Consider the following 14,175-nt stretch of genomic DNA (forward strand, 5'->3'; position numbering starts at 1 on the left):
TTTTGACCAGCGTCGTAAGAAGACTTATCGCGTGTCGATATTCGCGGTAGTAACTCGCGAGAGCCGCCAACTATGTTCCTGCAGGGTCGCTTGACCGGAGCCAGCCCGAAGCGGACTTTGATAAATACTTTTTCTTGCTCCGTTTTCGCCTTCAGCTCACTCGTCTATGTTGTTTCATTCAGATTGGCTACAAACGAAAGCCCTCACTTAAATGCATCCCGACATTCAGAGATATTATTCAGACGTAAGACGAGTTGCTTTCTCGAAACCGATTCCGCATGTGAGCGCACAATGCCCTGATACAATTTCTTTCTATTTGGCGACCAAGGATTTGGTTCTAGAAAGCGGCTGGCACTGGCTTGGATATCTATACAACTTGCCATGGGCCGACGCTAACATTTGGAGGTTCGCAAACCTGTGCGTTCGGGCCGAGCGACGTTTGCCGGGTTTGGGCATCCGCTACATTAATGAACTCGCGCACTTAGGTGGACCTGAACGCGACGAACCCCGTTATGAGCAGATGTTACAGTTATTTGCCGAAGTGTTCGCGATCGATAGGGTTTTGGTGATGCCTTGGGGTGACGAAGCACAGTTTTACTTCGAGCCACGAGGCGAAAATGGACTTCGTCCCGAGTTCAGGGTTGTCGACAAAGACGACGCTTACAATTTTGAAGTTAAGTCGCCAAGCCTACTGGCCCACCAGCGGCTAAGGGCAGCAGCTAGCGTTCAACTACCTGTGCGTATCACAAAGGAGTTCACTACTTCCGTGCAAATGAAAAACCCGGGCGCTCTGTTGCCACGAGACAATCCTATAAAGGATTTTTTGGTCAGTGCAGATGCAAAGTTTTCCGGATTTCCCAGAAACTCGGGCGCAAATATTCTGGTCATTGTATGGGATGATTTTATTTACGAACCTATCGGCAGTCTGTTGTCAGACTTTGCTGGCCTACTGACGAACAATTCATTTCATAGATTAGGCGGGGAAGCAGTTATTTTTGAGAATGTTGATGCTGTCATTTGTGTGCGTCACATGAATGTTTTTCAGGAGGCGTTAGCCGAGCGTCCGTTGCCAGATGATAGGACTGACATGTTCGATCTAAGCCACAACCCTTTCACTCCTAACGTTTTCATTCCAACGCCTTGGGGCAATGCATGCCCCCAATTTATACTCGAAAGCTTTGGTGCGCTCATGCATAATGACAAGCGCCTCCAAACCATTGCTGAATATAGGATCCCTGAGTACATTTTTTACGTGTAGTCTTTGCCCCAAGTTCATCAAATCCGCTTGTCTGCTCTGGGCCAATCACGCAACTTTGCAAAGGTCACTATCTGCGCATGGCCGCCGCTCATTCGACACCTCCAGACGCAATCTGCGCCTATTCTAGGTGTCCACCAAATCAGAGCAAAACCAGTCAGCCCAAAGCGGTCATAGCGCGAAACGGCGGAGTTGGTCAGAGCGGACCTTCGCGATGCTTCTGTTGAGTGACCGATGTGCGGGACAAAGCCGCCTTATGCGGGTGCAGCGGATTTCACTTCAATACATCAGACCTGAAGGAGGAGTTCATGCTTTCAAAGGGAGACCCAAGTAGATAGTTTTTGAGAACTGAGTGCGAAACGCCGTATGATTGAGCTATTGGGACAACCCCGATAGCAGCAGCAATAAGGCGGAGGCTAATAGTTCTCTACTGGAACCCACTCACTCCGCAGTGTACCAGATCGGCGAAGTATATGCCCGATCCTGAATTTCTGGCGGCACGCTGTCTGGCAACGGAATATCATAGAAAGCTGCATCGTATGTCGTCCAACGCGGTTTTGGGATTTCTATAACACGCACATAGTAAAATGCATTTTGGGACGGATCGAACTCGGGGTCCTGCCAGTAGGCTTCCAGCCCGGCTGCGCCAATCGAATTGTTAAATGTCGCGTTTTCGATATCGACAGTCGATCCGACGGGCTGTCGCGCACGGCCATCTTCGCCAATCTCGCGACCATCGGAAACAGCCACATCATAGATACGTTCAAAAGTTTTCCCGGTGTCGTCGATCCATCCCTTGATGATCTGAACGCGATCCAGATTGGCCCCGTCCGGATCGCGCAGAGCATGGATCAGGAAGCGGGGTGCGGCTCCTTCAGGCGCGTTGATCAGATCACTGCCCATCGGAACACCGTTCTGGTATCCGTTGGAAACAAAGTCAGGTGCGCGTAAATCAGTCTCTTTGAATTGCCAGCCGCCAAACACCCGAACTCTTATCCGGCTACCGGTCGTTGCATAGGCTTCTTTGCGGGAAATGGCGCCGTACACTTCGTCGCGCGTGTTTTCCCTTGCCCAGACCGCGGTCAGACCTGACGCGGATTCCTGCGCTGTCAATATCCGAAGCGCGGGGTTTTCGGCTGGGATTACTTCCCTGTTGTGCCGGGTCGCGGAGGGTTCCGTGTGTTGGTACTTCCCAAAGTAATTGTCTTCACGCGTTGTCGGAAGTGCCGTATGCGAGTCCGTCGTGCCATAAAGCCCAAATTTGTAGGGGTTTACGCCGATATCACGCTCGATCTCCAGCCCGACCTTCATCGCGGAACGCGTGTATTCGTATTTCAACATCTCGGGCGTCTTTGCGGATGTCCCCCCAAGGTTGGACACATCCCAGCGCTCAAAGCCAGCAAACTCGTCATCCGGCGACAACATCGGATGAGTTTCCTCGTCCCCTTTGATCTGGGTTACTTCATGCATTGGCTCCCAACGAATGCGCTTGGCCGCATATTCGGCATCCATAGGCGACCCATCGAACTTGTTCTTGTTGAACATCAAGCCGTTCGACATATTCCCGTTGTGAGGTACAGCAATGGCATTTCCGCCGATGGTCGTTTCATAGTCTGCAAGATAATCCCACAGCATTTCGGGGTCCGGGGCTTCGAAGAAGGATAAAGGTCTGGTCTGACTGGTTTTGTCCGCGCCATCCCCGAAGATGATAACCCGATGCAGGTTGTCGCCTTTGGGGGTGAAGGTCCATTCAAACCCGCTCAACGCGGTAAAAGTGCCGGGATCGTTGTACTGATCCACAGTTTCCACAATATCGAGCCAGATGTCGCCATCCAACCCCAGCCCTCCGGTCGGGTCGATGCCCCGTACCGTCGCCATTTCAATAATTTCCGCAAAGGCGGCCATCCGGGCTTCCTGCCCTTCGGTAAATCCGTCGTGAATGCGGCGGCCCCAATCATCTGCTAACAGGTTTGGATGCGACGTGCGAATTGCAGTTGCCAGCCCGAGCATCTCTGCATGTTCCGTGATGGCAAGGAAATCTAACGGGCGAATGAGTTGAACCGGTTGCCCTGTATTTGAAGTTATTCTTTCGCCACGGGCCACCCGAAAAGCATCATGGATGTTCAGGGAGGTGCCAATCAGACCGGCATCAAAAGATATTTCTGTGTGAAAATGCAAGTCGCCAAAAAGCACCTGATCCGGATAAGACCGCCCGACAAATGGAGAGTAGTTCGGCTCAGTTTCGACAGTCTCGGTTGAAACTACGCCCTCGAAAGCTGCGGCATCCAACGCCAAAGACGACATCAAAGCAGCGCTCAGACATAACGTAACGAGCGATGTCCGATCCAGAAACCACGAGTATTTCATAACATCCCCTCCAAAACGCGGACACAACTTGATCCACCTCAAAGTCTGTCACAATCCAATCTGAAAGAAATGATCCTCAGATCATATCCCATGCATTTCTCAAATAATTCGGTTATTTTACGGTATGAATGAAGCTCAAAGAACTGACGCTGCTTCAGCCAGCACGCGAAAACTGACATCAAAACAAAAGAAAATGATGTGTCGCTCCGGCTGGTTGTCGACGTGCCCTAAAGCATTTCAAGACGCACTTTTGAACTTAGGCACGGTGAACCTGTTGCAACCCGGCGATGTCCTATATCACCGCGGTAAAGTTCCAACACATGTGCACGGATTGATCGGTGGACAGATAGACATGCGTCTGTTGTCACAGCAAAATGAAGAACTCGTGTATCCCGCTACCGGTTCTGACAAATGGTACAGTTTCGCGGACGTGATTGCCCAGGAAAAAGCCGTGGGTGAGGCAGTCGCGCATAGGCCGACGCTGATGCTGAGCATTCCTCGTTCAGAGATCATGGCCTTTCTTGATGCAGAGCCGGACAGATATCACCGGATCATCTCTCATGATAACGCATTACGTAGGCACCTTCAGGAAATCATGACAGATCTGGTTACATTCGACGGTGCCGAACTAGTTGCGCGGCGTTTGCTGTGGATGCTGAACTCCGGTCGTATTGATCCGCGATACCCTTTTATTTTGTCACAGCATGATTTGGCCTCATCTATGGGCGTGTCTGTTCCAACGGTCCAGCGTGCCTTTCGACAACTAAAATCCGAAGAAATTGTGACTACAGAATACGGAAAGTTTTTTGTGAAAGATCGCGACAGGCTTAAGGCATTTCTGGACAATACCCCCAAATAAACCTGTCATAGGGCGACGTGTATTACGGCAAAATCACTGGAAAAGACGTATTGACTGGACGCCTCTGCATTGCTGTCACCTGCGCAGAATTTCGTTCCGGATATGTTGAGGACAACATGCTGCGGTTGCAAAATCGGAATTTTTCCATGTCTCCTTCGGGCTCTCAACCGACCTTCGCTGCACTCAGTTTGAAGGTCCGCTGTCGGGAAACTGCCCAAACTTTGCAAAGCTCGCTTTCTGCGCATAACTGCCGCTCAAACGGCTCGGCTAAGTCAAAGTTCTTGACGAAAACTGTCAGATGGCGGTCGCTCAACAGATGCATCGCGAGCCTAGTCAGATTTATCCCGAACAAAATGATCCGAAAGTCCCGTTTCAAAGATTTCATGGATAGTTTCAGACGCATGGTGGATTGCTACAGCACACGTGTCTATCAAGGTTGGAAAACTATCTTCTGCGTCCCTTTGAAAGCTGACCATTTTGAAGTCGTCATCGCCATCAAAATGAAAATGGCGATTTCTAAGCGTTTGAAGATTGTTGTGACCGCTATTGCAAAGCTGCGCATACACCGTTCGATACTCTTTCTCCCATCCTAACGCCTTGTGTTTTTGGAACATGTTCTTGCTGACGGCACCTTGGTTTTTCAATTGATCAACCTCAGTTTGCTTAGCCATCCGAACTCCATCAAAATCTTCAATTTCACTAAGACCTTTTACAAAGGGGTTTCCTTCACTGCTCTGATTAAAGAGCTTTAACCAATATTGATGATGCTCAAGTTCTATAGCTCTGATGTGCTGACGGTCCTTTTTTAAGAGCGCGAGATCGACCCAAGCCTCGTACATAGTACGAAGCAATGGATATGCCATTTGTCCTCTGCCAGCTTTTACCAGCATCAAGACTGTATCGCCGACTTCCAAAACTGTCAGGTAAAGCGCAACCGTAGTTGTTTGGTACATGTCTCTTGAATTCAGTTTTAAGTGCTGAGTTTCTGGAAGGCATTTTTCGTGGATTAAGGCCACCAATTCATCAGCCGTTTCAAGTTTCATCCTAAACCCTCTCGCATAAGGTTAAGTGCTACAGGCAATGCCAATCCGGTTTCGTCGCAGCATCTGTTTATTTTTTTTGCTGTCGTGATGCACGCTTTCGGTATGCATCGCCGCAGTATTTAGGCGTCGTGTTGTATACATTGATCTTTTCGCCGCACATCTGACAACGCAACGGCACAGCAACTAGCCGAGTAATTGACGCCAACGACCGTATCACAGGCCCAACAGCTTCGCCCGGCTCCGTCTATACGTCTTCGATCCGGCCAGTTTGACGAAACGACGCTTGCGCGGACGATCAATCAAACGCAGTCGATCGCCATACTTTGCGCGCAGCTGCTCATATCGATCTGGCTGGCCGCGAAACTCGCCCAAAATGGAGAACGAATGCCGGGTCTGCCTGCGTATTCGATATTCGCGTCTTCGCGCTGACCAACCCAACGGAATAAAAGACGCAGCGTGATAGATGCCGCCCCGGTGGCCTTGCCGGGGATCTGCAAACGTCACGCATGTGAAATCGCCAACGATCGAACGCATCAGTTTCAGCGATCTTGAGATCAAACGCGTCGCGTCGTTTGGTCGATTGCTTCGAAGGACGAGGCGGTTCAATTCCCAGACTTCGCCAGCGTGATCTGGGCCGAGTACTGCGTCACGGGCTGATTGCGTTGCAGGGCGCCCGTAGGTGACAACGCCTTCGAGTGTCTCACCCACAAAAAGGCCGAATATGAAACTGACGGGTGGCCAACGACGCGCATAATGGATGCGCGTGATCAGATGGTCGGCGGCTGATCTGTCGATCTGCCTGATTGTCGTCCCACCCGTCGGCGCGGGGCAATTATCTGTGACGTTCTGTCGTTTGTTCGATCGAACGCGCTTTGCACGTTGCCTACATGTCGCGCCACAGAACGTAGCGTCGACGCGTTTTCGAATGAAGGTGTTACCGCACAGGGCGCACTGCGTTTTGACAGGCTGTTTGGGGCGGTAAGTTCGGACCATTCGTCACGAATAATTGCCCCGCTCGGCGGCGTCAACGGCGTCACGCAACGCCTATGAACTCAGGTCGAACACGCGAAATTTTGACCGCCCTGCGCAGATGTCGCGGCGCGGTCACGCCAGGCAATTTTGCCTTGACCAAAGCGGCGTTCATCAAATCAGACGTACGGACGTCGCTGTGTGCGATTTTCGCAGGACACGAACAACGCCAGAATTCCAAATCGGCGCTGTCGAAACGATGAACGATAATGCCAAAAAGCCACGTTTTGCCGCTCTGATCGACGTCGAACTGCATAGCGCCAAATGCAGATTTGTTAGATCCACAGATCTTTATTTCTTCGCCCGTCAGTTCGGAAACTTGGTCGGCAAAATCTATTTCGTTCGCGAACCGCATATCACGCTGCCTTGTCAGACAGCCTTCGCACGTCGGCCAACACAGCGTCCGCGTTGTCGTCCAAAAGAAGTTGAAGCCAAAAATGGGTTGAATGGAAGACGCCAGCACGCGCCTGATTTCTGATTGACGCACCTACAAGAACGAAAAATCGATCGGTGGGCGTGTCTGTCGTGGCAATGCGCGCAGACATGCAGCCAATCAGATCCTCTAAAACGAAGTCGGGGAGGCTCCGAATGTCTGATCTGCGAAAACGGATGTCGTCGAGGATGCTGTCGACCGTTTCATAATCTTGGTAGGCAGCTTTTCCACGCGATCTGGCATCGCCTACGCCATCGTTTTCAGCCATGCGTCTGTCGCGTTCGGCGCGCAGGGTCGACAACCACGTCTTTTCCGTAACCCCCGTCATCAATTTAAAGGAACATCGGAAAGAGCGACTTCGCCAATCGCTTCGGCAACATCAATGTAGCGGTCCGCACGGTCCAGCCACGTCTCTGCATCTTCCTCTGTCAACGCCGCCGACGCCCGTTTCAGCGACGCCAGCGCGCATTCGAGTTGATCGCAAGCAAGATTCAACTTTTCGATGCGTTTTGAATTCTTCATCTGACCACCGTCAGCAGTTCCGATAGAGCAAAATCGAGCATCTGCACGCCTTTGATCTGGACAAATACAAAGTTGATTTCCGTCCCGGTCTTGGCGCGAATGGATACACTTTCCACTTCGCCCAGATACCAAGCATCGTGGAAGGTCGCGTGGGTGATCACATCGCCAACGATCAGCGCATCAGCGCGCACCACCACCTCGGTCACGGTCGATGTCGGCGGGTCTCTGTCAGGCGATCCCATTGTTTTTCTCCATCTGGTGATCAAATTGCGAAGGAAACCCAGCATCAATCATCCCGCGCCTCGCGTCGTTCAATTTCTAGCTGCAACTTCCGCGCAACTGACCAAAAACGAGCATCCGCGGCTTCCGATTTTCGGCGCTTCAATTCCTCAAGGCTAACACTGGTTTCGAAGGTCGCAGCCATACGCGATTGCGCGTCCCTGACGTGAATTGCATCATCCGTCATTGCATCACCTCAAGGGATGCGTTGTCAGCCGCTTGCTGCTTGTAAGCAGCGCCAATGCTCATCGCTGGCCAGTCAACAGGCGGAACTCCAATCATCTCCACACCGCACAGAACGTCAGGCAGCGGCAAGGTGTCAAAGATCAACTTCATCTGGTCATCAGGCACTCGCCCAGCCACAGCCGCCACAGCCTTTGCACCGTCTGCAACAGCATCCCAGATTTCGCCCGCATCAACCTGCGCAATGAACCGTCGATAGTTGTCTGGCAACGCGCCGATCTTGCCGCGCACGCCGTGGTGCGACAGCCACTTGGCCAGACACATTGCGGTTGCCACCCGGCGCGCTTCGTCCTGATCGGTTTGGGCTTTGGTCAGGACACGGAACATCGCCGTTTTGTCTTCCTCGGACACACACGTGCCTTCCGTTGAGCCACCGTTTGCAGCCTGTTCGATCATGACAACCATCAGGATGCTGGCGTCCAAGGAATGGAAAAACACCTCGCCTTCGTTAGCACCCGCGCAAACGGCGAATTGCAGGTGTTCCGTCTCGCCCTGTTCACCACCAAGGGCGGCGTGCAGAGCCAGCGACGAGATGATGTGCAGGCACTCATGAATTTGCAGGTCTTGAATATCGCTCATTTCTTCTTCCTTTTCGTCTTGAACGAAGCCCTCTCGGCTGCGTGGGCGGCGTCAATCTCACGCTGCTTTTTGGCCTGCTTCGCATCGTGTTCAGCTTGAAGCCGTGCGGCGTTTTCGGCTGCGGTTTCACCTGCCGGGGCTGGGTTCATAATCCCAGCCAGCGTGGCCTTCGCTTTGCGTGCGGCAGACGCGGCGACCGCTTGCGGCACGATGTCTTCCAACGGCCAGCCGCGATCAGGAACCAGCGATTGGTTCGACGCGTCACGCAACGCCTTCGCCAGCTTGCGGAAGCGGCTCACGCCCAGCTTTTGTTCAAGGTGATAAACGCCCAGCACCACCGCGCATGGCAGCGTGTCCGATTTGGTGTATTCAGCAAAAAGCTGCATATCTTTACCGCTCAAGTCGCCAGCCTTCTGAATTTCTCGGTCGGTGCCCTTTTGCATGACCTTCACGATTTCATGCTGGTCGGCCAACTTGGCAAGAGGGCCAACCGCAACCAAAGACGCGATCTGCTTCGCGTAGTCGTCCACGTGGTCGCCAAACACGATGGCAGCTTCACCACCCTTTGCATCCATCGCAAACAGAACACGCGCATCCGAATAGCGCGCCGGGTCGGTCCGACAGATGGCGATAGCACCTGCCTTGATGTGCCGAAGTTCTTCCCAACTGATTTGGGGCGCTGTCATGTTCATTGGAACACCGCCTTCACCATCGCAGGCAGATCGCCCTTCAAATGCTTGGAGCGGCGCAGAACCACGTTTTCGGCGTGGGTTCGAAGGGCGGCAAGGTTGCTGTCGGCCACCGCCATCGCAGCGCCTTTTACCAAATTGTTTCCGTCCAACGTATCAATGCGCTCGGCCACCGCCCCGATCTGTTTGTCCGTGCTGGCCCGCTCTTCCTTCAAAATCTGGCCAAGGGCGTCGAGGATGCTTTTTGTTTCTGCGTCCATCATGCTGCGGCACTCCAAATGTCTGCGATGTGATCAACAGCCGCGCGGCGCTTGGCCTCTTTGTTGGATGACTTCAAACGCGCACCCGCTTCGCGCTCCTCGTTGAAATACCGCTTTGCTTCGGCGGTGACGTCCCGCGCCCAGATGGTCGCTGGGGTTTCACCAAGTCCGCCAGCGGCCCACTGTTTTGCGCTGATGCGCTCTGGCAAGGCAAAGTCGTCTGGCAACTCGTATTGCGCCAGATCGTGGGCGGTCACGTGGTCCAACGTAAGGCAACGCAGGGTAAGGCGGCGCAATGCTGTGTCGTGCTTCACCGCGCGAGATTTTAAAACGCTGTGATCGGCAAACAGGGCGGCGCTGGCATCACGCAACGCTTTTGCGCAGTCGCCCAACTGGTCTAGGTCCAGATCGGCGTCAATCAGGTGCAGCGTTTCGAAGCTGGCCACCGTGGTCAGGGCCAAGTCAATCAGCGATCCGGTTTGGTCCGTCTCGGCACCAGAAAGCAGGTCAGCAGCGCCTTTGAACTGTTCCGCCTGTGCTTCGATCTGCTTGGCAATGTCGGCCAGCATGTCGGCGTCACAGTGCGCTTCCTCGACCAGCGCCACGGCATCGTCAGCGCCGGGCAGATCTTTCTCAAGTGCCTTGCAACGATTGATGGCTTCCGCAGCGATCTGCGAACCGATCTTTTTCGATGTGGTGAGGTTTGATTTGCCTGCTTTAATGCTTGCAGGCGGAAGCTTTCGTTTCAGCATCTATTTTCCTTCGGTCAGCCACTCTGGCGCTGCGATGGAAGGAAAGTATCAGATCACCGTCAGATTTGAAGTCTTTTCTGTTTAATTACAATACGTTGTGCAAGGTTGTTAAGTGCTATAATGAACGAAATATAGCGGTTTCAGGCCCGTTCGCGCTCGGCCAACACGGTCAGATCAGCAACAGACAGGCCACGCGACATGTATTGCGACAAAACATTCGACGCGTCCCAGATGTCTGCAGGGACGTTGCCAGCCAACAAGAACACCTCGCCCCACGCGTCTTCGCCCAGCCTTTCGCGAACAACACCAGAAATGTGCGCAGCCAACAACGCCCGGCAAGCTGGTTTGTCGTCCAACAGATCGAAGCGCGGCGTGCCGCCGAGCAGTGCGTGGATGTCATCGTCAGTGAGGCGCGTCATTTTTGTCATTGGATCAACCCCGCCAATGGCCCATTCGCATTCGGCAGTTGCTGTTCAGGTGCGTCTGCGTCGATCGTAACAGCGCGACCCAATCGATCACGATACGATTGCGCCACGTTTGCAGCCGTTCGCAAATCTTCTCGGTGGATTAGGTTAAGAGAAAGCCTGCGCGCCAATCTGGCAACCGCCGCCTCATGGTACTCTAGTGCGAGATACAGAGGATTGCGCTTATGACCACCACGCGATGTGCTGACCAACGGACCAGTGCGCATCAACGCTCGCTGCAATTTTTGAGATTGCGTGAAATGGACAGCATAGGTCGCCGCTTCTTGAACATCTGTCCTCGACCACTGATCTGGCGCGCGGCTGCTGATTACCGCCTCAAACGCGCCGTCCGCCCGATCCTGATCTGTTGGATCAGGGAACCTTTCAACTTCATTCGGCCATCGCAGAGTCGGAAGCCGGGTCAGTCGCTCAGCGTGAATTTCGCCGCTCACAGTCGTCGCTTTAGGTCGTTTCATTAGTCCTCCGGTGTTTTTTGCGATCATGGGTGTTATGCGCCGGGTCGGTCAAAAAGAAAAAAATCTGCACTTGCATTGAAAGAGATGTCCCCCTGCACGGTCGCGCTTCCCCATCTGTTTCTTTCAGCCGCCGCCCCCTCCCTGTATATCGCCGCCCCGTGTGGCCACGTCAAACGTCCGCACGCGTGGCGCGCGCAACGGTGTGTTGACGTAGGTTGGGTGCCTATCAATGCTAGAGGCTCTGAGAGGCGCGCATATGCGGTCATCATGTCGGCCTTTCGATTGTCTTGTTGTCATCGACGATCGCGCGCAAAGAAGACACCATTGCCCCAGTTATGTCAGCCAATACGTTCAGCTTCGAACTCACATCGAACCCGGCGGCGTCCAAATCTTCGAAGATGTTTCCTTTCGCGTCTTCAAGCGCAGCGATCGCGTCTATCAGTTGACGCATGCGGCGCTCTGAGACGTGGCCGCTGCGGTATGCGTCACGCAACGATTGCAGATACCGTTGGTTAGTCATCATGTCGTCCTTTCGATTAGGGTTGTCACCGTTTGTCGCCACGCGCGCGTGAGGTTGTCACCGTTTGTCGGCACGCGCGCATACGCGGTCATCTTGTCGTCCTTTCGATTTGGTTTGTTTTGCGACACTGCGCCACTTTGTGCGACACTTGAAAAACAAGGTGGCGCAGAGGTGTGTGCTGCACCTTCAACATGTCGCGAGACACAATGTTGATGGTGTGGGTGTCGCGTGCGACACCACCACCTCTATAGGGGGTGTGGGGGTGGCGCGCGCATAAAAACAAAGGGAGTGTGTTAATCATTCGGATGCACTGGTCCCACAGCATATGTCGGTCGATCTTTCCGTTGGTTTTCGTCTCGGATCTGCGCCACTTGTAACCACCTTTGCGACACCCATTGATCTAAGATCGATTTGACTTTGGCTTTTGCAGCTTTTCGTTCCCGGCGTTGGCTTTCTGGTGGCATGTCGATGTTGCAGATCCTTGCTACGACATACCCAAACCAGTCGGTTGCTTGCGAACTGGCGCGTGCTGCCCCTTCTTGCATTGCATTCAATTCGCGAACGGTGTCGACGGCCATTTGCAATGTGATGCCTTCGAAGGCGTCGGGCCATTCCCATTTTGACAATGCGCCGACGCTTTGGCCGTTTGGCAGAATGACGCCTGATTTTCTGAACCATTGGTTCCGTTCGCTGCTGGGCGGGGCAAGGTTGCTCTCGACATCGCCCACACGAAAGAAGAAGCGCGGATCATCTTCGCCTGCGTCTGTGGCTTGCCCTTCTGTCATTCCAACAAGGATGCGATTGAAGCGTGACGTTCCTCGGAGTGAGCTTCCGCCTCTTGCGTCATCGATCGTCGGTATCATGCCCGCTGTGACTTTTCGGGTGTGGTGTACGATGTGAACAGCAATGTTGCTTTCAGACGCCATTCGCCTGATGCGTTGCCCCAGCAATCGAAAGGCGTCGTTGCTTTCATCGGCGTGACTGAGGTCTTGCAGTGGATCGAAGACCACCACGTCGATATTTAGGCTTTCGATTTGTTCGATGATATTTTCGAACACGACTTCATTGATCATGATGTCGCGATCTTTTTGCCCTACCAGAAAGAGGTCGGGCCATTTGACGCCAGATTGCAAAAACAGTCTATTTTCGAACTGTGATTGATCGATTTCGTTTCTGATACAATTTGCAGCGTAACGACCGTGCAGAACGTTTTGATCGTCTTCTGCGTTGAGATACAGAACCCGGCGAGGTTCGACATTTACCCCAAACACTTTTCCGCCGCTTGCCATGTCTTGCGCTTCTGCGAGTGCCAGCATTGATTTGCCGACTTTTGGTGCGGCGATTGTCAGGCTTGTGTATCCGCGCGCATAGAAGTCGCGGTAGAGAAAGTCGGTCGCCGGGATTTCTTCGAAGTTGAATTCCCCAACGGGTTGGAACACTGGCAGCGTTGGCATGCCCTTAGCTTCGATGTTGATCGACAGGTCGCCTTTCGTCACGCGCCAATGCCCGTTGAACCTTTCGACACTCGCGCCCAGATCGGCCAATTCGGCGGTGATCTTTTTTTGTGATCCTTTCGCGCCTTTGATGATTTTCGACGCCTGCCGTTTCAGGGTTCCAATTAATTCCTGTTCGCCCGGTTCTTGTATGTAATCGAAGGGAACCATACCGAGGTTTGGGACGCCTTCTGGCATTCTTCTTTGGCTCATTGCTTGCCCTTCCTGTATTCGGCGAGGTCGATGATCGTCGCGGAGCGGGGTGACGTTCTTGCCACTCCGCTTCGCTTCGGCCCAGTTTTTCGTTTGTGTTTTTTCGTCTGTCGCGCCCAGTTCGACAGTTGGTATGTGCCGTGTTTTTGCGTCGCCAGATCCAGCGGTTCGATCAGCAGCAAGCAAGTGTGCGGTGGCCACCACCACGACAGGTGGTCAAGGCGTCGCCACGTCGCAAATTCGTTGTGTCCGTCAATTGGCAATGCGCCTGTGTTGTATGGCTGCAAGACGACACCAGCGGTGCGTCTGTTCTTTGCAAAGAACGCCGGGTGATCCCACGCGTCGGCCACACCCGGCACGCTATTCACGAATTGTGTGAGGATGCGGCAGTCGTGTTGAAAGAATTCGACATGCGAGGAATGTTGCGCCCAATTTCGTCTGGTCGGTTTCGCGCCATTCAGCATGGCAAGACAGAATGTTTGCTGGACGATTTCTTCTTGGTCGTTGCGCCAATTCAGATCCTTCGATCGCCATTCGTCGCGCAGATCGATAGCTTGCTTGAGCAGGGCTTCGGTTGTCAGTTCGATGTGATCTGTGCGCACGCTGCGTGTCCTTGTCGTGACCGTCGCGGCGCTATATAAACCTGATCATCTGCTGATCTTGTCTGCACCCAGCGACTAGATTTTGAAACCGCTGCGC

19 protein-coding genes are annotated in these 14,175 nt (G+C 53.2%); 2 read left to right on the top strand and 17 right to left on the bottom strand.

The window, feature by feature from the left end; all coding sequences use genetic code 11:
• The first annotated feature begins 211 nt into the window (after positions 1-211).
• Positions 212-1,258, top strand: a complete 1,047-nt coding sequence (locus tag DHN60_RS14020; protein ID WP_108837943.1) for a hypothetical protein — start codon at positions 212-214, stop codon at positions 1,256-1,258.
• Between the two features lie 438 nt (positions 1,259-1,696).
• On the opposite strand, the gene DHN60_RS14025 is transcribed toward DHN60_RS14020, so the two are convergent.
• Positions 1,697-3,622 (bottom strand): DUF3604 domain-containing protein, encoded by a 1,926-nt coding sequence (locus tag DHN60_RS14025; RefSeq protein ID WP_108837944.1) that lies wholly within the window; start codon positions 3,620-3,622, stop codon positions 1,697-1,699.
• A 124-nt stretch (positions 3,623-3,746) separates the two neighbouring features.
• Here DHN60_RS14025 and DHN60_RS14030 point away from each other — a divergent pair, with 124 nt between their 5' ends.
• Entirely contained in the window at positions 3,747-4,481 is a 735-nt protein-coding gene (locus DHN60_RS14030; RefSeq protein ID WP_108837945.1) for a Crp/Fnr family transcriptional regulator, read from the top strand.
• A 329-nt stretch (positions 4,482-4,810) separates the two neighbouring features.
• Here the strand turns inward: DHN60_RS14030 and DHN60_RS14035 are convergent, their stop codons facing one another.
• From DHN60_RS14035 to DHN60_RS14110, 16 genes are all read right to left on the bottom strand, one after another.
• The gene (locus DHN60_RS14035; protein ID WP_108837946.1) at positions 4,811-5,524 is read right to left on the bottom strand and encodes a DUF5677 domain-containing protein; all 714 of its coding nucleotides are present in this window, start codon (positions 5,522-5,524) and stop codon (positions 4,811-4,813) included.
• Between the two features lie 213 nt (positions 5,525-5,737).
• The gene (locus DHN60_RS22315) at positions 5,738-6,058 is read right to left on the bottom strand and encodes a hypothetical protein (RefSeq protein ID WP_159089216.1); all 321 of its coding nucleotides are present in this window, start codon (positions 6,056-6,058) and stop codon (positions 5,738-5,740) included.
• Between the two features lie 499 nt (positions 6,059-6,557).
• The gene (locus DHN60_RS14045) at positions 6,558-6,908 is read right to left on the bottom strand and encodes a hypothetical protein (RefSeq protein WP_108837948.1); all 351 of its coding nucleotides are present in this window, start codon (positions 6,906-6,908) and stop codon (positions 6,558-6,560) included.
• 1 nt (position 6,909) lies between these two features.
• Positions 6,910-7,314 (bottom strand): hypothetical protein, encoded by a 405-nt coding sequence (locus DHN60_RS14050; RefSeq protein WP_108837949.1) that lies wholly within the window; start codon positions 7,312-7,314, stop codon positions 6,910-6,912.
• On the bottom strand, positions 7,314-7,508 hold the full coding sequence (locus tag DHN60_RS14055; RefSeq protein WP_108837950.1) for a hypothetical protein: 195 nt from the start codon (positions 7,506-7,508) through the stop codon (positions 7,314-7,316). Before DHN60_RS14055 ends, DHN60_RS14050 begins: the two co-directional genes overlap by 1 nt.
• Positions 7,505-7,750, bottom strand: coding sequence for a hypothetical protein (locus DHN60_RS14060; RefSeq protein ID WP_159089217.1), 246 nt, complete (start codon positions 7,748-7,750; stop codon positions 7,505-7,507). The genes DHN60_RS14055 and DHN60_RS14060 overlap by 4 nt, the downstream gene beginning before the upstream one ends.
• A gap of 44 nt (positions 7,751-7,794) precedes the next feature.
• A complete protein-coding gene (locus tag DHN60_RS22675; RefSeq protein ID WP_108837952.1) occupies positions 7,795-7,974 on the bottom strand; it encodes a hypothetical protein in 180 nt (59 codons plus the stop codon).
• Positions 7,971-8,609, bottom strand: a complete 639-nt coding sequence (locus DHN60_RS14070; protein WP_108837953.1) for a hypothetical protein — start codon at positions 8,607-8,609, stop codon at positions 7,971-7,973. Before DHN60_RS14070 ends, DHN60_RS22675 begins: the two co-directional genes overlap by 4 nt.
• Positions 8,606-9,295, bottom strand: coding sequence for a hypothetical protein (locus tag DHN60_RS14075; protein WP_159089218.1), 690 nt, complete (start codon positions 9,293-9,295; stop codon positions 8,606-8,608). Before DHN60_RS14075 ends, DHN60_RS14070 begins: the two co-directional genes overlap by 4 nt.
• Before the next feature lie 2 nt (positions 9,296-9,297).
• Positions 9,298-9,561 carry a hypothetical protein gene (locus DHN60_RS14080; RefSeq protein ID WP_159089219.1) on the bottom strand — a complete coding sequence of 88 codons (264 nt, stop codon included), beginning with the start codon at positions 9,559-9,561 and terminating at the stop codon, positions 9,298-9,300.
• Positions 9,558-10,310, bottom strand: coding sequence for a hypothetical protein (locus DHN60_RS14085; RefSeq protein ID WP_108837956.1), 753 nt, complete (start codon positions 10,308-10,310; stop codon positions 9,558-9,560). The genes DHN60_RS14080 and DHN60_RS14085 overlap by 4 nt, the downstream gene beginning before the upstream one ends.
• A 140-nt stretch (positions 10,311-10,450) precedes the next feature.
• The gene (locus tag DHN60_RS14090) at positions 10,451-10,729 is read right to left on the bottom strand and encodes a hypothetical protein (RefSeq protein ID WP_159089220.1); all 279 of its coding nucleotides are present in this window, start codon (positions 10,727-10,729) and stop codon (positions 10,451-10,453) included.
• A gap of 5 nt (positions 10,730-10,734) precedes the next feature.
• Positions 10,735-11,250, bottom strand: coding sequence for a hypothetical protein (locus tag DHN60_RS14095; RefSeq protein WP_159089221.1), 516 nt, complete (start codon positions 11,248-11,250; stop codon positions 10,735-10,737).
• Positions 11,251-11,515: 265 nt separating this feature from the next.
• Positions 11,516-11,701 (bottom strand): hypothetical protein, encoded by a 186-nt coding sequence (locus DHN60_RS14100; RefSeq protein ID WP_234423643.1) that lies wholly within the window; start codon positions 11,699-11,701, stop codon positions 11,516-11,518.
• 362 nt (positions 11,702-12,063) lie between these two features.
• A complete protein-coding gene (locus DHN60_RS14105) occupies positions 12,064-13,476 on the bottom strand; it encodes an AAA family ATPase (protein ID WP_108837960.1) in 1,413 nt (470 codons plus the stop codon).
• Positions 13,473-14,078, bottom strand: a complete 606-nt coding sequence (locus tag DHN60_RS14110; protein WP_108837961.1) for a hypothetical protein — start codon at positions 14,076-14,078, stop codon at positions 13,473-13,475. The genes DHN60_RS14105 and DHN60_RS14110 overlap by 4 nt, the downstream gene beginning before the upstream one ends.
• Between the last annotated feature and the right edge of the window lie 97 nt (positions 14,079-14,175).

Origin of the sequence: Tateyamaria sp. Alg231-49 (assembly GCF_900143535.1) — a bacterium.
GTDB lineage: Bacteria > Pseudomonadota > Alphaproteobacteria > Rhodobacterales > Rhodobacteraceae > Tateyamaria.

Bases quoted from the DNA above. Each gene is read 5' to 3' on its own strand.
- DHN60_RS14090 (WP_159089220.1), bottom strand. From the start codon at position 10,729: ATGACGCGCCTCACTGACGATGACATCCACGCACTGCTCGGCGGCACG.
- DHN60_RS14020 (WP_108837943.1), top strand. From the start codon at position 212: ATGCATCCCGACATTCAGAGATATTATTCAGACGTAAGACGAGTTGCT.
- DHN60_RS14070 (WP_108837953.1), bottom strand. From the start codon at position 8,609: ATGAGCGATATTCAAGACCTGCAAATTCATGAGTGCCTGCACATCATC.
- DHN60_RS14075 (WP_159089218.1), bottom strand. From the start codon at position 9,295: ATGACAGCGCCCCAAATCAGTTGGGAAGAACTTCGGCACATCAAGGCA.
- DHN60_RS14050 (WP_108837949.1), bottom strand. From the start codon at position 7,314: ATGACGGGGGTTACGGAAAAGACGTGGTTGTCGACCCTGCGCGCCGAA.
- DHN60_RS14080 (WP_159089219.1), bottom strand. From the start codon at position 9,561: ATGATGGACGCAGAAACAAAAAGCATCCTCGACGCCCTTGGCCAGATT.
- DHN60_RS14025 (WP_108837944.1), bottom strand. From the start codon at position 3,622: ATGAAATACTCGTGGTTTCTGGATCGGACATCGCTCGTTACGTTATGT.
- DHN60_RS22675 (WP_108837952.1), bottom strand. From the start codon at position 7,974: ATGACGGATGATGCAATTCACGTCAGGGACGCGCAATCGCGTATGGCT.
- DHN60_RS14095 (WP_159089221.1), bottom strand. From the start codon at position 11,250: ATGAAACGACCTAAAGCGACGACTGTGAGCGGCGAAATTCACGCTGAG.
- DHN60_RS14100 (WP_234423643.1), bottom strand. From the start codon at position 11,701: ATGCGTCAACTGATAGACGCGATCGCTGCGCTTGAAGACGCGAAAGGA.
- DHN60_RS22315 (WP_159089216.1), bottom strand. From the start codon at position 6,058: ATGCGTTCGATCGTTGGCGATTTCACATGCGTGACGTTTGCAGATCCC.
- DHN60_RS14030 (WP_108837945.1), top strand. From the start codon at position 3,747: ATGAATGAAGCTCAAAGAACTGACGCTGCTTCAGCCAGCACGCGAAAA.
- DHN60_RS14055 (WP_108837950.1), bottom strand. From the start codon at position 7,508: ATGAAGAATTCAAAACGCATCGAAAAGTTGAATCTTGCTTGCGATCAA.
- DHN60_RS14060 (WP_159089217.1), bottom strand. From the start codon at position 7,750: ATGGGATCGCCTGACAGAGACCCGCCGACATCGACCGTGACCGAGGTG.
- DHN60_RS14045 (WP_108837948.1), bottom strand. From the start codon at position 6,908: ATGCGGTTCGCGAACGAAATAGATTTTGCCGACCAAGTTTCCGAACTG.
- DHN60_RS14085 (WP_108837956.1), bottom strand. From the start codon at position 10,310: ATGCTGAAACGAAAGCTTCCGCCTGCAAGCATTAAAGCAGGCAAATCA.
- DHN60_RS14035 (WP_108837946.1), bottom strand. From the start codon at position 5,524: ATGAAACTTGAAACGGCTGATGAATTGGTGGCCTTAATCCACGAAAAA.
- DHN60_RS14105 (WP_108837960.1), bottom strand. From the start codon at position 13,476: ATGAGCCAAAGAAGAATGCCAGAAGGCGTCCCAAACCTCGGTATGGTT.